This is a genomic window from Sutcliffiella horikoshii, from assembly GCF_044809035.1.
Classification (GTDB): domain Bacteria; phylum Bacillota; class Bacilli; order Bacillales; family Bacillaceae_I; genus Sutcliffiella_A; species Sutcliffiella_A horikoshii_G.
The window spans coordinates 2,286,854-2,305,161 of sequence record NZ_CP085237.1 but is presented as its reverse complement, the minus strand read 5'-3'; the positions used below and the strand labels follow the sequence as shown (position 1 = coordinate 2,305,161).

The 18,308-nt window shown below is 38.9% G+C and carries 18 protein-coding genes and 1 pseudogene; 15 read left to right on the top strand and 4 right to left on the bottom strand.

The features are described 5' to 3' along the window. Positions 1–160: 160 nt before the first annotated feature. Complete coding sequence (locus tag LG307_RS11970; protein ID WP_404442089.1) at positions 161–892, top strand: class I SAM-dependent methyltransferase; 732 nt, start codon at positions 161–163, stop codon at positions 890–892. 404 nt (positions 893–1,296) lie between these two features. Further along, on the top strand, positions 1,297–2,328 hold the full coding sequence (locus tag LG307_RS11965) for a cyanophycinase (RefSeq protein WP_404442087.1): 1,032 nt from the start codon (positions 1,297–1,299) through the stop codon (positions 2,326–2,328). Between the two features lie 467 nt (positions 2,329–2,795). On the opposite strand, the gene LG307_RS11960 is transcribed toward LG307_RS11965, so the two are convergent. From LG307_RS11960 to LG307_RS11945, 4 genes are all read right to left on the bottom strand, one after another. Continuing rightward, positions 2,796–3,629 (bottom strand): phytoene/squalene synthase family protein, encoded by an 834-nt coding sequence (locus tag LG307_RS11960; RefSeq protein ID WP_404442084.1) that lies wholly within the window; start codon positions 3,627–3,629, stop codon positions 2,796–2,798. Positions 3,630–3,727: 98 nt separating this feature from the next. Continuing rightward, positions 3,728–4,708: an ABC transporter permease gene (locus tag LG307_RS11955; protein ID WP_404442082.1), complete on the bottom strand. Its 981-nt coding sequence runs from the start codon at positions 4,706–4,708 to the stop codon at positions 3,728–3,730. Next, the gene (locus LG307_RS11950; RefSeq protein WP_404442080.1) at positions 4,701–5,615 is read right to left on the bottom strand and encodes an ABC transporter ATP-binding protein; all 915 of its coding nucleotides are present in this window, start codon (positions 5,613–5,615) and stop codon (positions 4,701–4,703) included. The genes LG307_RS11955 and LG307_RS11950 overlap by 8 nt, the downstream gene beginning before the upstream one ends. Beyond that, positions 5,612–6,415 carry a GDSL-type esterase/lipase family protein gene (locus LG307_RS11945; protein ID WP_404442078.1) on the bottom strand — a complete coding sequence of 268 codons (804 nt, stop codon included), beginning with the start codon at positions 6,413–6,415 and terminating at the stop codon, positions 5,612–5,614. Before LG307_RS11945 ends, LG307_RS11950 begins: the two co-directional genes overlap by 4 nt. Positions 6,416–6,838: 423 nt before the next feature. On the opposite strand from LG307_RS11945, the gene LG307_RS11940 reads away from it, so the two are divergent. From LG307_RS11940 to LG307_RS11880, 13 genes and pseudogenes are all read left to right on the top strand, one after another. Further along, complete coding sequence (locus tag LG307_RS11940) at positions 6,839–7,453, top strand: TetR/AcrR family transcriptional regulator (RefSeq protein WP_404442076.1); 615 nt, start codon at positions 6,839–6,841, stop codon at positions 7,451–7,453. 76 nt (positions 7,454–7,529) lie between these two features. Then, positions 7,530–7,658, top strand: a pseudogene (locus LG307_RS11935) (DNA alkylation repair protein); the annotation flags it as partial. A 91-nt stretch (positions 7,659–7,749) separates the two neighbouring features. Next, complete coding sequence (locus LG307_RS11930; protein WP_404442073.1) at positions 7,750–9,309, top strand: methyl-accepting chemotaxis protein; 1,560 nt, start codon at positions 7,750–7,752, stop codon at positions 9,307–9,309. Positions 9,310–9,395: 86 nt separating this feature from the next. Continuing rightward, positions 9,396–9,539, top strand: coding sequence for a YjcZ family sporulation protein (locus LG307_RS11925; RefSeq protein WP_404442071.1), 144 nt, complete (start codon positions 9,396–9,398; stop codon positions 9,537–9,539). A gap of 236 nt (positions 9,540–9,775) precedes the next feature. Continuing rightward, on the top strand, positions 9,776–11,107 hold the full coding sequence (locus LG307_RS11920) for an aspartate aminotransferase family protein (RefSeq protein WP_404442068.1): 1,332 nt from the start codon (positions 9,776–9,778) through the stop codon (positions 11,105–11,107). Positions 11,108–11,120: 13 nt separating this feature from the next. After that, positions 11,121–11,837 carry a CoA transferase subunit A gene (locus LG307_RS11915; RefSeq protein WP_404442065.1) on the top strand — a complete coding sequence of 239 codons (717 nt, stop codon included), beginning with the start codon at positions 11,121–11,123 and terminating at the stop codon, positions 11,835–11,837. Then, the gene (locus LG307_RS11910) at positions 11,807–12,457 is read left to right on the top strand and encodes a 3-oxoacid CoA-transferase subunit B (RefSeq protein WP_404442062.1); all 651 of its coding nucleotides are present in this window, start codon (positions 11,807–11,809) and stop codon (positions 12,455–12,457) included. The genes LG307_RS11915 and LG307_RS11910 overlap by 31 nt, the downstream gene beginning before the upstream one ends. 40 nt (positions 12,458–12,497) lie before the next feature. Then, positions 12,498–13,766, top strand: a complete 1,269-nt coding sequence (locus tag LG307_RS11905; RefSeq protein ID WP_404442060.1) for a peptidase — start codon at positions 12,498–12,500, stop codon at positions 13,764–13,766. 95 nt (positions 13,767–13,861) lie between these two features. After that, a complete protein-coding gene (ablB, locus tag LG307_RS11900) occupies positions 13,862–14,749 on the top strand; it encodes a putative beta-lysine N-acetyltransferase (RefSeq protein ID WP_404442057.1) in 888 nt (295 codons plus the stop codon). A gap of 10 nt (positions 14,750–14,759) precedes the next feature. Then, a complete protein-coding gene (locus LG307_RS11895) occupies positions 14,760–16,166 on the top strand; it encodes a sigma-54 interaction domain-containing protein (RefSeq protein ID WP_404442054.1) in 1,407 nt (468 codons plus the stop codon). Positions 16,167–16,266: 100 nt separating this feature from the next. Then, positions 16,267–17,688: a lysine 2,3-aminomutase gene (gene ablA, locus LG307_RS11890; protein WP_404442051.1), complete on the top strand. Its 1,422-nt coding sequence runs from the start codon at positions 16,267–16,269 to the stop codon at positions 17,686–17,688. Between the two features lie 11 nt (positions 17,689–17,699). Further along, a complete protein-coding gene (locus LG307_RS11885) occupies positions 17,700–17,978 on the top strand; it encodes a YokU family protein (RefSeq protein WP_404442049.1) in 279 nt (92 codons plus the stop codon). Between the two features lie 62 nt (positions 17,979–18,040). After that, entirely contained in the window at positions 18,041–18,259 is a 219-nt protein-coding gene (locus tag LG307_RS11880) for a YozE family protein (RefSeq protein WP_404442046.1), read from the top strand. Positions 18,260–18,308 lie beyond the last annotated feature (49 nt).

Genomic DNA, 18,308 nt, shown 5'->3' with positions numbered 1-18,308 from the left:
ATGAAATGATTGTATTAAGTTATAGGGCAACATTCCAGTAATAAGAACTATATGTTATAAATGAGGTGTAAGAGGTGGTTAGAAGAAGATAGTTAGCCTCCTAAATTAGATGTTGTTTTAATTCTGGAGGCTAACTAAATATATAGGAGTTGTATTAATTATGAAGCAAAACAAATATGATGATATGAATTTCTTTTCTGCATATAAAAAAATGGAGCGTTCAGTTGAAGGACTTGAAGGTGCGGGAGAATGGCACGTATTAAAAGAGCTTTTACCCTCACTCGAGAATAAAAGTGTACTGGATTTGGGATGTGGTTTCGGTTGGCATTGCCGTTATGCAATTGACCAGCAAGCAAGGTCTGTTATTGGAGTAGATATATCTGAAAAAATGCTTCAACAAGCTCGTGAAATGAATAATGATTCTTTAATATCATACATTAAGATGCCAATTGAAGACATTAATTTTTCCCACTCTCAATTTGATGTTGTCATTAGTTCTTTGGCTTTTCACTATATAGAGTCCTTTGAAACAATCTGTAAAAAGGTCTATGATTGTCTAAAGCCTGGAGGTTCTTTTGTGTTTTCAATTGAGCATCCAATTTTCACGTCTCGGAATGACCAAGATTGGTATTTTGATGACAAAGGGAATCGTCTGCATTGGGCAGTTGACAATTACCAATTAGAAGGATTACGTGAAACAACATTTCTTACTGATAACGTTATAAAATACCATCGTACATTTTCAACTTATATCAACGACTTAATTATTGTTGGTTTTAATATAAAGAAAGTTAGAGAACCAATTCCCTCTGAAGAAATGTTAGAAAGTATTCCTGAAATGAAAGACGAACTCCGTAGACCTATGTTCTTAATAATCTCAGTTGAAAAATAAATGGTTATCATACGTTCCTACGTGTTGTAGGGGCGTTTTTCTAATTCAACAAAAGGGCGCTATCCCAAACAAGGTTTAGCGCTCAATTTCTTCAGGATGAAGAATAACGTAGTATGGAATTAAGCGGTAAAAATGCAGTAATTTACTAGGGAAAGATGAGTAATAAAGGAAAGGATTATTATTAACAGGTTTACTTATATAACATCTCAATATTTAATGGGTTCAGTTTTAGGGTTTAATTGGTTATTTTTCGTGTAACCATTAAAACTTTAAGAAGCAGATAAACACAATTAATAACGGAATATTATAAATTTTAAAATTGGCATAAATCTTGCATATAGATTGTTTGTAGGGACTACTTTAGACGTCCCTACAAATAATGAAATGTGGGGAGTGTTAAAAACATGAAGAACTTTATAAAAATGGTTGCATCGATTGGCTTGTCATTGGTATTATTGGCTGCTCACGGGCCTGCTAAAGCAGCAAGTAAAGATTATACGTATTACGGCTATGGAGACACAACAAACATTACCCGATCTACCACTTTTGGGCTTAACTTAATGGGGGGGGCAACGGATGTCGATGAAGCGATGCTGTGGATGGCGGAAAAGGCAAATGGGGGGGACTTTGTCGTGCTTCGAGCATCTGGAAGCGATGGCTACAATCAATATGTATACGACTTAGCCGCAAGCAACGGTGTTGCTTTAGACTCAGTAGAAACCATTGTATTAAAGAATCGCAATGCTGCTTATGATTCATTTGTACTTGATAAAGTATTTAAAGCTGAGGCTGTTTTCTTTGCGGGTGGTGATCAGTCCTTATATGTGGACTATATAATAGATACGCCACTGGAAGATACATTAAATGATCTAATTTCAATCTACAACGTTCCGATGGGTGGAACGAGTGCAGGCCTTGCGATTCAAGGGCAGTTTGTGTATGATGCGGAGAACGGATCGGTTTATTCGGACGAAGCATTAACCAACCCGGGAAATCGTTATATGACGTTTACAAGGGATTTTCTAGATAACCCTTATTTAACAAGCACCATTACAGACACGCATTTTGAACAACGTGATCGTATGGGCAGATTTGTTGGCTTTATGGCTCGTAACATCATGGACGGCTGGACAACACAAGCAAAAGGAATTGCTGTTAACGAACAGACGGCATTATTAGTTGAAGCAGACGGTTCCGCAAGAGTAGTATCTCAACCTGGAAGTACAAATTCCGCTGTATACGTCGCTCGCACTACCAGTGCACCAACAAGCGGATCCCGCTCACCATTAACAATGAAAAACATTGAAATGTTTAAGTTAGAAGCAGGCGACACATTTTCTTTTCCAACTTGGACAAGCACTAACGGACTTCAATATACATTAAATGCTCAGAATGGTGTATTGTCTTCATCGACAGGAAATATTTATGGAAATTAATAGATATTAGTGTTGTTTGTGTGTGGAGTATAATTATTATTGTAGTTCTCTTCATAAATCCTTCGAAGTGATTCGGAGGATTTTTAATTTTTCGCTAGACATAATTTCTTCCTTTATAATGCAGACAACCCCTTCACAAATTCCCCCAAAAGCCTCAGTCGTCCATCAAGAATTTGAAGGAGATACATTTTTTTGTGAAGTTAATTTCGATGAGTAGGAAGAGGTATCTGTTGAATAGGGATTATGAATGATAAAACCCTATGACTACTACTTTCATGTTTATGTAAGAAAAGCACTTTCAGCAATCTTTGATATTTCGCAGTACTATTAATAATAGCATGTTAGTTATTCGAGAAAAGGGCGCTTAATTGGAACATAAAAAAAGAAAGTAGCTTAGAGAATAAAATCTCTAAGCCTTTTTGATTTGGAAAAGGTTATGGGATCTGTTGAGATTTGCCATTTGTATTTCACATTTGCGTTATGATTTGTTTTTTTTCTTCACTTGAAACATAATGCTTTTTCTTAAATACAGAATACCCCTTTTTGCGGATGGAACCTAGTATTGCGCGATATAGATGTGCTGCTCCTTTAACTGGAGCTCTCGAATGAATAGGATATAAATGAATTGTACTTAACGCTTGTTCATAAAGACTTTCCGCTTTGGTCGCCATCTCTTCCCATACCGAGATGAACTTGTTATTTACGATATGTTTATTCAAGTCATCCAATGAATACCCGGCTTTTTCTAACATTTCAATAGGTAGATAGATTCTGTCACGCTCAAGGTCTTCTCCAATATCCCGAAGAATATTAGTAATCTGCATCGCCTGTCCAAGTGCAATAGCGTCCTCTCGCAATGCATCTTTTTTCTTCGGTGCAAGGATCGGAAGAAGCATCAAACCAACAGTACTTGCTACATGATAGGAGTAATGCAACACTTCCTCCTCTGAATAATACAACTTTTTATATAAGTCCATTTCTTGGCCAACTATCATGTTATGAAAAGATTGAACATCCATCTCGTATCGATTGAACACATCCTGAAGAGCTAACCACATTGGATCTTCTGACGGCAATTCGCCATTTAGAAAGTAAGCAAACATCTCTCTAAATGCAAAAAGCTCTTCTTTCGGATTCATTCCTTCATCAACAATATCATCGACCTGTCGACAAAATGCATAAACAGCCCAGACTGATTGCTTCTTCTCTTTAGGTAGAAGCATAAAGGCTTTATAAAAGGTTTTGGAATGTTCTTTAATTATAGATTCACAATGTTGATATGCTTTCATTAAATCGTTCATAAAGATTCACATCCTTTGCAAATGACTGGAAGGCAAAAAAATGGATAAGACGTAGCTTTAGGGTATGAATAAAAAAAGTAAACTGTTGTTGCATAATATTAATAGATATCTCTTTTAGAAAACGTTACAAATGCGATGATTAAGCCAGCAATTCCCCAAACGGCTAGAACGCTCATCGAGAAGCCTAATGTCATTCCTTCGATAGGAGTTGCCATTCCACTTATATAGTTAGTAAGGTCTAAGTTTAAAATGAACAGGTATTTTGCACTTTCCCAAGAAGATACCATGTTTGCTAGAATGGCTCCTGCAATGAGAGATGAGAGCATGATTCCCATAACAGTTGCTGTGCTTCGTAACAGAACAGATAGCATAAAGGTGAGTGTACCCACAATCAGACAAACATACCATACCAGTCCAAACTCCATCAGGATAAATTGCCATTGAGGAACAATATGAACATTGCTTGTAATCAGTTCGTCACCAGAGATTGAGAATCCTGTCAGTAAAGGCATGTTCCAGCCACCATAGCCAAACACTACTCCAGATATTCCATAAGATAGGGCAGCTACGGATAAGACGATAAAAGAAATGGATAATAGCATCGCTAAGTACTTGCTTAATAGAATCCGCCATCGTTTTACTGGTCGTGTAAGCAACAGCTTGATCGTACCGCTACTTGCTTCAGATGATACAAGGTCAGCTACAATAATCATTACGAGCAGTGGTAAAACAAGGTCAATCGAGTTTTCAGCAAAAATCCGCATAAACGTTGGTGCACCCGGAGCACGGGGATCAATGTCATTCTCTAAATAATATTGCTGTTGAGAGAGTCTGATTTTCAAAAAATTTCGCCATTCATCTTGTATTCGGCTTGAGCTTAACTGGTTCTGTGTTTCAGTAATTTCCTGCTGCAGAACCGTTCGCCAATCCTGATTACTTATATTTTCGCTCTGCTCTTGAATTTCTTTAAACTGTGCGTAAGTAAAGAGAGGCACAAGAAAGGCGATAATCAAGATGATGACGTATAACCTTTTTTTTCTTAGAAGCTTTAACATTTCATTGCGGATAAGATTAATCAATACTTTCGCCTCCTGTAACTTCTAAGAACAAATCTTCTAAAGAAGGAAGCTGCGTTCTCATTTCTTTCACTTTTACACCATTTCTTACAAGCTTTGCATTCCATTCTGGTAAAAGTATCTCATCGAATAGAGTAATCAATGTTTCATGAGTACCTTCTGTCACTTCTGTTTCTTCGGACAAAAGTTGTTTGGCAAGTGGTAATGGTTCTGCTTTCCACATTACTCGTTCTTTTTCCGCTAACAGATTTTGAACAGAATCCGTACGTAGTACAGAGCCTTTCGAGATGATTGCCACTCTGTCACACATTAGCTGAATCTCACTTAATAAGTGAGAAGATACAAGAACGCTTAAGTTTTCCTCACGTGCGAGCTGCCGGATGAATTCACGCATTTCACGAATACCAGCAGGGTCGAGACCGTTTGTAGGCTCGTCTAAAATAAGGACTTTCGGTTTTCCTAAAAGTGCCTGTGCAATACCGAGGCGCTGTCTCATTCCAAGTGAATAAGTACTTACTCTGTCGTGAATTCGATTCGATAATCCAACAAGCGTTATTACTTCATCTAATCTTGACTTTGGGATGGTTTTATCCATTTTTGCAAAGTGTTCAAGGTTTTCCCAACCTGAAAGGTAAGAATAGAGTTCAGGGTTTTCAACAATACATCCTAAATGTTTCATTGCTTCAGTAAAATCTGTCCGCACATTTTTACCGTTGATTTTTATGGTGCCAGAAGTAGGGGAGATCAATCCGACGATCATTCGGATTGTGGTAGTTTTACCGGCTCCATTCGGTCCTAAAAACCCAAATACCTCTCCAGGTACAAGGTTAAAAGAAACACCTTTAATGATTGGCTTGCCTTTTATATTTTTCGTCAAATTTTCAACTTGCAGCGCTGGTACTTGGCTCATGATTTCTTCTCCTCTTTTTCAAAGTTAATCAATGAGGCTACACGTTCTGCAATTAGCATATAACCTTCGGTGTTGGGGTGGAATTGATCTGTATATAAGTAGTTTTCAACTTGTAACTGAAAAAGATCAAAAGTAGGTACGTAGACAATGTTTTCAAATCCAGCTGCTGTTTCAGCAGATTGAAAATTCCAATCTCTTACGATAGAAGATGTCGTACTTGCATCAGGAATATTACTAAAAGGGTTGTACAATCCAACATGGTAGATGACTGCATCTTCATTAAGCTCTCTAAGCTGGGAGTAAATCTTTTTGACGTTATTTAAATAGAGCTCCTTATTGCTGTTAATAGCGTTCATGTCTAACGATTCTAAAGCTGCGCCCTGCTGAAATAAGTCATTACCGCCTATTGTCATAACAATAACATCTGCTTGTTTGGTTTGACGCTGTATCTCTCTTTGCTGAAGTTGATTTAACAGGCCGCTGGATGTTTCTCCTTTAATGGAGGTATTGAAAAGATTGATTTCTTGATTTGTCTTCTCTTTTAATTGATCCGTTAAGTAACCGGTATACCCTTTGCCATTGGCGTCACCAGTACCACGGGTTAAAGAATCACCCAATGCAAAAATGGTGAGAGTGCCATCTTGATTACTCGTTAAAGGCGGTTCAGTTTTTTTCTCTGACTGTTCCAATTTTTCATTGGTAGAGAATTGATCCACGAACGTCCAACCGAGACCAATCAGCCATAATAATGTAGCTGCGAGAGAGACCGTTGATATGATTGATAAAGTATATTTTTTCAAGCTACTTTCATCCTTTCCTTAATGTAATAAATCTGCAGATCTCAAATAGTAAAGGCTATAGACTCACTTATTATATATACTGGAAGGTTAATTATCAATTTCTAATGTGTATCAATATTATTGGAATTACAAAAATGAGTTCTTTTAACTTAAAAAGCATAGTAGTTTATGCTTTTAGCATCGATCATATTTTTAAGTGAGCTTCCATTTCTTGTATATGTAGGGCTATTGAGAGAATTCTATGCTAGAGTGTGTTACAAATCGGATATATGCTCCATATTCTGCTATAATTATGTCGAGAAGCAACCGTTATACCGTTCATCACAATGTTGGGATGAAATTTAAACTATAAATTGTTTATATAAAGTCAAGGACAGTTAATTAATCAACTGATTAATTTAGTATGGAAGGAGGCATTTTGTTTTGTCCAACTCTATGAATAAAAAAAGACCCGGTCGACCTAAGTTGACGGATAGCCCTAATACAAGAAATCAAATTTTACATACTGCGTCACAACTATTTATGACGTATGGGTATGAAAATGTATCAATGGAGCAAGTTGCAGAATCTAGTCAAGTCACCAAAGCAAGTGTTTATTATTATTTTAATAACAAAGCCACGTTATTTACGACGGCGGTGTCCAATATGTTTAATCGAGTTAGAAAACATACGGAGCAACTTTTAGAGAGCCACAAAGGGCTTAAACAAAGATTATACGAAGTGACAGTAGATCACCTAAATAGACCTCACGTTGACTTCGAAACATTGCTAAAAGAGGCTTCCCCTTCTCTTTCTGAAGACAATATACATGTCATTCGCACAGCGGAAAGTGGAGTAAATGATGCACTTGAAGCTATTTTCAAGCAGGCTCTTGATAATGAGGAAATTTCTACAACCAACCCCTTGTTGCTGGCACATGCCTTTTCTACCGTTACTATGATCCGCAATAAAAAAGCATTGATAGAGGAGTTGGGTGGAGCAGAAAAAACGGCACGTGCATTAGTGGAACTATTTTGGAATGGGATTGAACCTAGGTAGCTTCCATACGATATATGCTACAATGTTAAAAATAGTAAACTTTGGAAACGCACCAATCCAATAAGATCTATAGTATCGAGCACGGTGTATGAAACTTGGTGAGAAAACGGGTCTTTACAAAGGTGAAATGGTATCAAAGGGATGTACTCCCAATTATTTGCCTGAGTTCATAACGATTGAAGTTAACAAACGAATTAATAACTAGTTAAAGAAGAAATGCCGGGCAATTATTGCCTGGTTTTTTTTTGTCAAAATACAACAAAATAACAGAATTATTGCAGGATAATAGAGAGGACTTGAAGAATAAATATGTATTAAAGAAAAGAAAAGAAACAACAGCAACAAAGGACGATGGAGTGGGGGATTTTGCAATGTCAGCGGTAAGTGTAAAAGATTTAAAGTTTCAAGATTTAATCAACAAAAATAAGCTTATGTTTTTTGTGATTTTTATATCGTATGGTGCTGGACTTCTAGTGAATTTCTTCGTACCTGCGGCAACCTTTATAACCGTGACCTTATTTGTTGCGTTATGCTTAGGGGTCGTTTTATTAATACTGACTAGATGGAATAATTGGTTCCACTATTTAGTTCCTTACTTTACAGTAGGAGTAACATTTTTAGTGTTTTTTATCATTTTAGTAAACCGTGGGGCGTCTTTATCTGGATTTATTCTACCTTTTTTTGTGTTGATGCTTGCAACCGTTTACTTTAATAGAAATGTCTTTATTGTTGGAGGGATTGGGAGTTTAATTTTATTTTCTTACTCTCTTTGGTCATTTCTAAACGGCAACCTGATGACGGACGGACAGTTGGGAAATATAGTCTTGTTATTCTTTTTGTTGTTAGTCATTACATTTGTTCAAGTGAAAATAGGCAAGAAACTATTTGCTCAATTTGAAGGCATTGTGGACACGATGCAAGCTGCAAATGAAGAGCGTCAAATAAAGCAGGAAGCCTTTGAGCGGGATGCCATGTCATTAATTGAACAAGTCAATAAAGTACATGAGCGCCTAAATTTAAGTATTCAATCCCAAAAAGAAGTGTCACTAACCATACAGGAGTTATCCGTGGGAAGTCAAAAACAAGCTGACCAGATTGGTGGCATAGCAGAACAGACGAATGATGTATCAACCTTGATGGACAATGTTGTAGATAAATCAAATAGTTTATATCAAACAACCAATATAACAAAATCCACAGCAGATCAAGGCAAACTGATGGCAGTTGAACTTCAGGAAAACATGAAAAGCTTTTCGCAAGATATTGTGGAAATGGATGCCGTATTCCAAGTTCTTACGGAAAAAATTGACGAAACAAATATATTAACACAACACATAAAAAATATTACCGATCAGACAAACTTGCTGGCATTGAATGCTTCCATTGAAGCAGCTAGGGCAGGGGATGCCGGAAGAGGCTTTGCGGTGGTAGCAGAAGAGATCCGCAAGCTTGCCACATCCACTGGCGAAACAACAAAAGAAATTACAGAGAACCTCTCGTCTCTTCACCAAACAAAAGAAGAGGTATTGCAACAACTGCAGCTTAATATTGCAAAAATGGGCAAAAATCTTGAAGCAACAAATCAGGTCAACCATTCCTTCCAGCACATCAGTGAAACGGTGAAAACATTATTAACTGATGCACAACAATTCCGTGATTTTGCTAGTACAGTAAAAGAAAAAACTGCGAATACAGACTCTTACACGAGTGAATTTGCAGCTTTGATGGAAGAGGCGACTGCCGGCCTTGAGGAAATCAGCGCGACAGTCGAACAAGTTACAGAGGATAACACGCACATAGAAGAGACATTGAAGAGCATGGTCAAAATTATTGATAAAATGGAGGAAAATAAATAGATTTTTGAAAAATGGGCATATGCACATACAGGACAGCCACCTAGTTCATAAAGTAACAGTGTAAATATTAAACAGGAGTGATGACCATGCACGATTACTGTTACTACACTTGTGGACCATGCGGCTATCCATCTCAAGTAGCGCCGGCACAGGGATGCGGAAATACATTCGTTTTGATCGTAGTTCTATTCATTTTGTTAATCATTGTTGGAGCTTGCTATTGCAAATAAGATAAGTTCAGGAAGTATCACTCGGGAACTGTGAGTGATGCTTTTTTATTTGTAATTCGCCATCTTTCAGTGGCTGCTGATTTATCCATAAATTGAACGAAAGATTTCTTTCTATTGAACATACAATGGTAGTAAGCTAGCTTAACTACTGCCAGAATCTACTCGTCTCTTGATTAAAGAGGACTCCCATTGCTAGTAAGCGGTTACAGGACGATTGTGGAAAGGAGTAATCGTTTATGGATCAATCCTACCTTATTAAGCCTTTATTAGATAAAGAGTACCCTGTGATTAGCCACGGTAACGGAGTGTATTTATATGACATCACAGGAAAGAAATACTTAGATGGTTCCTCTGGTGCTGTTACGGCAAGCATTGGTCATCATGTACAAGCAGTAATAGATGCGATGACGGACCAGGCAAGCAAAGTATCTTTTGTCTACCGTTCCCAATTTAGCAGCATACCGGCTGAAAAGCTTGCAACGAAACTAAGTACGATGACTCCGGGAGATGTTAATTGGTCATTTTTTGTAAATAGCGGAACAGAAGCTGTAGAAACGGCGATGAAAATATCGATTCAATATTGGCAAGAGGTAGGGAAACCTGACAAAAACCAGATTATTTCCCGTTGGAAAAGCTACCACGGTATTACAATCGGAGCGCTATCCTTATCAGGACATGCGGATCGAAGGAAAAGATTTGAGCCCTTATTGGAAAAATCCCCTGTAGTCGAACCACCTTATTGTTACCGTTGTCCATTCAAATTGGAATACCCTTCATGTGGTTTAAAATGTGCAGAGGACCTGGAGCGTGCCATATTGGAAATTGGGGAAGAAAATATTGCTGCCTTTGTAGCAGAGCCGGTTATCGGCGCGGCAGCAGGAGCAGTATCTCCGCCCGATGGATACTATCAAAAAATTTCAGAGGTGTGCAAAAAACATAACATTCATTTTATTGCAGATGAAGTCATGACTGGCATAGGAAGAACTGGAAAAATGTTTGCTTTGGAGCATTGGGATGTGACACCTGATATCATCTGTATCGGCAAAGGTATGAGTGCCGGTTATACGCCAATAGCAGCGACACTAGTCAGCGAGAAGATAGTGGGAAGCATCTTAAAGGGATCTAAGGTGATTATGAGCGGGCATACTTATAGTGCCAATCCTCAATCAGCGGCTGTTGCTTTAGCCGTTTTGGAATACATGGAAACAGAAAATCTTGTCAAGAATGGGCGGCAAATGGGGGATTATCTCTTAAACAAATTGCATCAACTCCAACAAACGTATTCGTTTATTGGCGATGTTAGAGGTAAAGGCCTTTTGCTTGGGGTTGAAATAGTAGCCGACCTTGCGACAAAGTATCCTTTTTCACAAGAAAAGGCGGTTACCCCAAGACTGGTGGAGCTCGCACAGAAAAATGGTTTGCTCATCTATCCAGCAGCAGCTGGGGTGGAAGGCGTGGGAGGAGATGCGGTCATCATTGCACCCCCTCTATCTATTAATAAAGAAGAAGTAGATGAACTGATTACCATCCTAGAACTGACACTAAACGAGCTGCAAGCAGAATTGTAAGGAGTGGACCGGGATGGAGAAAGTGGAAAATATTTTTAACAAAATTGTGGAGCTAGAAAAGGTTCGTCCTTTATTTTTTGATGACATGACATTAATGTTTGGAGGCTTTGGGGGAGTGGGGACACCTCCGAAGCTGGTTGATGCCCTTTTGGATTCAAGTGTAAAAAACATAACTCTTATCGGAAATGACGCCGGGTTTCCAACGATTGGTATAGGAAAAGTGGTCTGTGCAGGAAAGGTAAAAAAATTAATTGCTTCCCATATCGGCTCGAATCCCGTTGCAGGTAAGATGATGACTGACAATATGATGGAAGTTGAGTTCAGCCCTCAAGGTACATTGGCTGAAAGAATAAGAGCGGGTGGTGTTGGATTAGGAGGTATTCTCGTTGACGTAGGGATAAACAGCGATATTGTAACAAAAAACAAACAAATTCTTACATCAGGTGGAAAGGACTATCTCCTTGAAACAGCACTTACTTCAGACTTATCCATTGTCTACGCAAAAAAAGCAGATCCTTATGGGAATCTTATTTTTGATAAAAGTGCAAGAAACACCAATCCGCTTGTAGCAATGGCAGGGACAAAAACCATCGTGGAAGTGGAGGAAATCGTTCCTTTGGGACAATTAGATCCAGAGGAAATCATCGTGCCGGGAGTGTATGTGGATTATATGATTCAAAGTGAGGGGGTGAACTGGACATGGGTATGGGAGGAAACGTACGGGACTTGATTGCCAATAGGGCGGCGAAAGAAATAAAAAATGGCATGGTCGTAAACTTAGGAATTGGAATTCCCTCATTAGTTCCCAATCACTTGCCAAAAGATACCCATGTCTTTTTTCAAGCTGAAAACGGGGTCTTAGGGATGGGGTCTACGCCGTTTCCAGGAGAAGAGGATGCCAATCTATGCAATGCTGCAGGTTTCCCAGTGTCCATTCAGCCAGGGGCATCTTATTGTGATAGTGCGCTGGCATTTGGAATGATCAGAAGAGGGAAGCTTGATATTACCATTTTAGGATCGCTACAAGTATCTGAACAGGGGGATCTGGCAAATTGGATAGTTCCGGGAAAAAGGGTGCCCGGTATGGGGGGAGCGATGGAACTCTCCCAAAAAGCGAAGAAAGTGATTGTTTTGATGAGCCATACAGATAAATATGGACAATCTAAGGTTGTTAAAACATGTAGTTTGCCTGTAACGACACCAAATTGTGTGGACTTAATTATTACAGATTTAGCGGTTTTTGAAGTTTCTAAAGCAGGATTGGTGCTTAGTGAATTAATGCCGGGGGTTAGTTTGGGGCAGGTGAAAGAAAAAACAGAAGCATCCTTTACACTATCACCTGCATTTTAATAACGGTTCCGTACGGTGTGTTGGAAGAAGGGGGGATGAGATGAAAGTGAAACTGCTCAATGGTTGGTTGAAAAAAAACAGGGGAAATGCTGTCAAGCTCTTGCAGAAGCTTATTCAAGAAAGAAGTATACAGGGACAAGAAAGTTCCGCACAGGCAGTGGTGATAGAAGCGTGCCGGGAACTAGGGATGGAAATTGATATTTGGGAACCGGATATAAAGGAAATGTGTTCCCACGATAATTTCGTTTCTACCAGAGAGAATTTTCATGATTCTCCTAATGTAGTAGCAATATGGAAGGGAACCGGTGGAGGACGTTCGATCATCCTAAACGGACATATTGATGTAGTACCTGAAGGTGACTTATTGCAGTGGGAGTGTGACCCGTACGAAGGTAAAGTTCAAGATGGCAAAGTATTCGGGCGGGGAAGTACAGATATGAAGGGAGGAAACGTCTCCTTACTTCTTGCTATCAATGCATTAAAATCAATGGGAGTAAAACTTAAAGGGGATGTTATTTTTCAAAGTGTGATAGAGGAGGAAAGTGGAGGAGCGGGTACATTGGCGACAATCCTAAGAGGGTATTCCGCAGATGCCGTACTTATTCCTGAGCCCACTAACATGAAAATATTCCCTAAACAACAAGGGTCCATGTGGTTCCGCCTAAAAGTAAAGGGTAGGGCAGCGCATGGAGGTACTAGATATGAGGGAGTCAGTGCCCTTGAAAAAAGCATCCTTGTCATTGGGAAAATTCAAGAGTTGGAAACAAAAAGAAATGAAAGAGTAAAAGATCCGTTGTATAAAGGGATTCCCATTCCCCTACCAATTAATATAGGAAAAGTGGAAGGTGGAAATTGGCCATCCTCGGTGCCGGACTTGGTAGTGCTAGAGGGAAGAATAGGAGTGGGGCCTGAAGAGAAACTTGTGGATGTCAAACAAGAACTAGCATCTTGGATGTCTAGCTTAAGTGAAACAGATTCCTGGTTTAAAAGTCATCCTGTCGAACTCGAGTGGTTTGGCGCACAGTGGGTGCCAGGGTCTGTAGAGGTAAACCATCCTTTTATAAAGAGTTTGGAAAAGGCATATACACAAGTGGAAAAGAAGCAGCCTATTTTAGAAGCATCACCATGGGGGACGGATGGAGGATTATTTACACAACTTTCAGGTATCCCTACTGTTGTATGCGGTCCGGGAACAACGGAAGTAGCACATTATCCTAATGAGTATATTTCAATTGAAGAAATGATGAAGGCAGCAGAGATTTTTGCCAATTTGTTAATGGACTGGTGTGAAATCTCCGATGAAACCTAAATGCTGAATCTCTTTTAATGGAGGTTCTTTTTTTTCTCAAAAAAAATGGGGGAATTTCCCGTTCTATATCGAATTGAATTAGAAGGGGGGATACAATGAGTACAAAAACAGGTAAAACCTTACTGGTAAAGAATAAAACGATTTATTTAGACGCGTATCAGGATTATTATAATAAAAGATTGAAAATAGAAGACTTCAGAGGAAATATAGAGAAAATCATCACATGCATAGAAGGATGGAGCAAGCAATCTTTTGTAGAGAAAGTCATTGTAAAATCTAGAAAGGACCATGTAGTAGCTCTATTAGAAAAAGGATTCTTATTCGAAGCATCCGTTCCGGGCTACTTCCTTGGAGGAGAAGGGTATTTTTTATGTAAATATATGAAGATTGATCGGTATAACAGTGATAAATGGGTGGAAGAAGATATTATTCTTGATTCAGTTTGGCAAAAAACGAAACAAAAGGAAGTGCTGCTTGATTCGAACTTAAAAATGCGTGTGGCCGAGGTAGGGGATGCTAAAGATTTATCCTCCTTTTATAAAAGTGTATTTCCCATTTATCCTGTACCAATAGAGGACCCGGATTATATTATTGAACAAATTAATACTAATACTATCTTTATGCTCTTGGAGGAAGACGGGGAAATCATAGCGGCAGCTTCCGCTGAAATAAATGAATCCTATAAAAATGCAGAAATTACTGACTGTGCGACATCTCCGATGAAACGAAAAGGAGGTTATATGAACGTCTTGATTCGCGAACTAGAAAAGGAATTAGTGAAGAGGCAGATTTATTGCAGTTACTCCATTGCCCGGGCTCTCTCTTTTGGAATGAACGCCGTATTGCAAAATCTAGATTATACGTATAAAGGCCGGCTAAAAAACAACTGCTTTATTTTCGATAAAATAGAAGATATGAATGTGTGGAGTAAAGATTTATCGCAATTGTATGCCCAAAATTCGGCACCAACTGCCGAGAATTAGGCGGGTGAAGATGATGCAACCACACACACTTTCTAAAGAGATGCTTATGGCAATCTTAGATGGAATTGATGAGGCCATTCACGCAGTAGATAAGGATGGAATCACCATCTATTATAATAAGGTGGCAGCGGGCTATGATGGGATGAAAGTGGAAGAAGTATTGGGAAAACACCTCTTACATGTTTTCCCTTCCTTAACGGATGAAACCAGTACGCTGCTGAAGGTATTGAAAACAAAAAAACCGATCTATCATGAAAATCAACGTTATGAAAATAAAAAAGGCCAACTGCTTGAAACGGTTAATACCACTATTCCCATTCTGAATGGGAACACAGTGATGGGGGCAGTGGAAATTGCTAAAAATTATGGACATATAAATACGCTTTCTAATAAACTAATGGACTTGCAAGCTAAAATTCATAAATCAGATGGAATCAAAAAAGTCTCCTCTTTTCATGTAAGCTACAGCTTAAATGATTTCATTACCAATGACCCGGAATGTATAAACATGTTGCAAGATGCGATCCTTTTCGCCTCTTCGTTATTACCCGTTGTTATTTGGGGAGAGACTGGGACTGGCAAGGAAATCATTGCGCAAGGGATACATTATCAATCTCCTAGAAATGGCGGACCTTTTATTGCTCAGAATTGCGGAGCGATACCAGGTACTTTGCTAGAAAGTATTTTATTTGGTACGGAAAAAGGCAGTTACACAGGATCGGTTGACCGGAAGGGATTATTTGAGTTGGCAACAGGAGGGACGTTGTTTCTTGATGAAATGAATTCCATGCCTTTAGAACTTCAGTCAAAATTGCTCCGTGTCCTTGAAGATGGTTTTATAAGGAGAGTGGGCGGGACGAGTGCAATCAAAGTCAATGTAAGGGTTATAACCGCTATGAACGAGCCTCCTGATATTTGTGTGGAAAAAGGATGCTTCAGAGCCGATTTGTATTATCGATTAAATACATGTCCGATATATATTCCTCCTCTCAGAGAGCGACAGCATGACGTACGTCTGCTTTTGGAAAAAAAACTGCAATCCCGAATTGCCTACCCGTTACCTAAGACAATAACAGAAATATTTCAATCCTACCCGTGGCCAGGAAATGTTAGGGAATTAATTAATACGATAGAGTATGTCCTATTAAAATCGAAAGAAGAAATCATATCTTCTAAACATCTCCCAACCAAACTGAACAATTCCATTAAGTCAGTAAGACAACACACAGGCTCATTGAGGATGGAACTTCAGAAGACTGAAGAATTGATGATTAAAAGTGCCATGAACCAAACGGAGGGTAATGTATTGAAAGCGGCAAAAATATTGGATATACCGCGTCAGACCCTTCAGTATAAACTTGCAAAAATGCAAGAGAAACCTAAAAGTGATGGGAGTGCTGAATATTCGGCACTCTGATTAATAACAAGTTCCCCCTATTCTACATATATAAGTAGTAACTGGGCATCAGCATAGTTGGCATGGTTATTGCATGATGTAGAACAGGGAGGAGATAGAGATGAAAATGGATCTATATAAGCCCAAACGGCATTGGAGTGAATTTGAGCTTTGGAAAGATGTAACCGAAGACCAATGGAATGACTGGATTTGGCAGTTGACCAATACAATTCGGACACTTGAGGATTTAAAGAAAGTCATTAACTTAACACCGGAAGAAGAGGAAGGGGTAAAAATCTCCACTAAAACCATTCCTTTAAATATAACACCTTACTATGCTTCTTTGATGAATCCAGATGATTCAAGATGTCCTATAAGGATGCAGTCTGTACCAATCTCAAAAGAAATCTACAAAACCAAATATGACCTCGAAGATCCTCTACATGAGGATGAAGATTCCCCTGTAACAGGCTTGACGCATCGTTATCCGGATAGAGTACTGTTTTTGGTGACAAACCAATGCTCCATGTATTGCAGATACTGCACACGTAGAAGGTTCTCCGGTCAAATCGGAATGGGAGTGCCAAAGAAGCAATTGGATGCCGCTATTGCCTACATTGCATCCAATGACCAAATCCGTGATTGTTTAATATCCGGAGGGGACGGACTTCTGATCAATGACCAAATACTTGAATACATCTTAAAAAACCTTCGTGCCATTCCACACCTTGAAATTATCAGGATAGGAACGAGGGCACCAGTAGTATTTCCCCAAAGAATCACAGAAAATCTCTGCAATATATTAAAAAAGTATCACCCTGTCTGGTTAAATACTCATTTTAATACGTCTATTGAAATAACGGAAGAGTCTAAGCTTGCTTGTGAAATGCTCGTAGATGCAGGAGTACCGGTAGGGAACCAAGCCGTCATTTTAGCTGGCATCAATGACAGTGTCCCTATCATGAAAAAACTGATGCATGACCTAGTTAAAATACGGGTAAGACCATACTACATTTACCAATGTGATCTTTCAGAAGGAATCGGACATTTCAGGGCCCCAATTTCAAAAGGATTAGAAATTATCGAGGGGTTACGTGGACATACCAGTGGTTATGCTGTACCTACCTTTGTAGTGGATGCTCCTGGTGGGGGAGGTAAGATTGCCGTTCAACCAAACTATATTATTTCCCAAAGTGCGAATAAAGTAGTTCTGAGGAATTTTGAAGGGGTCATCACCACTTATCCAGAACCGGAAAATTATATACCGGGAAGAGCGGAAGCGTATTTTGGGGAGATTTATTCAAATATGGAAGAAAAGCGTTCAAATATCGGTATTGCCGCATTAATGAACGACTCCCAGTTCAATCTAGTACCTGAAGGGTTAAATCGTTTGAATCGCCGCAAGAATTATGAAACAAACCCTGAACATTCCTCTTTAAAAGATAAACGTGACAAACGGGATGAGTTAAAAGAAAAGAAATTTCAGGCCCAACAGAAGAAATATGTTGTTGGAGAAGAAGAAAACAAGAGTGAATCCAGTTAGGAGGGCACTTGATGAAATGTAATTGGTGTGAAAGCTCACAAGTTATTGCTTCAGACGGTACAGTTTATTGGGAACTTCCTGATGGGACAAAAGCAGTCACCATAACGGAAACACCTTCAGTTAGTTGTACAGACTGCGGAATGGAATATCAAGAAGATTCGGTTGTGAAGGAAATTGAAGATCAATTGTTTCTTATAAATACAAAGGAATTAGAAGCAGAGCTAAGCTATAAGCAGTTAATGGCCAAACCGCGACTGTTAAAACGAAACTACTTTGACTTTTCAAGCTAATGGTTGTCCTTTACCCTCATTCTGATGTAGAATGAGGGTAAAAAAATGGGTGTGGATGCATTTTGAGAAAGTCGTTTTACCATTATTTAATGAAATTTCGTCATGCTTTGAAAAAAGATGACATTAGTATATTTGCTAATCATGCTTACGACGATCATAGTTTTCCTAAAAACTCACACGACTACCATGAAATCAGCAGCTATTTGGAAATGAACGGCCAATACTTAGAGAGCATGTCCACCTTCGATAAAGCCTGGGAGCTATACGAAGAGGAAGTATAATAGCTATTTAAAATGCACCTTCTATGAGGGTGCATTTTTATTTTGAGAT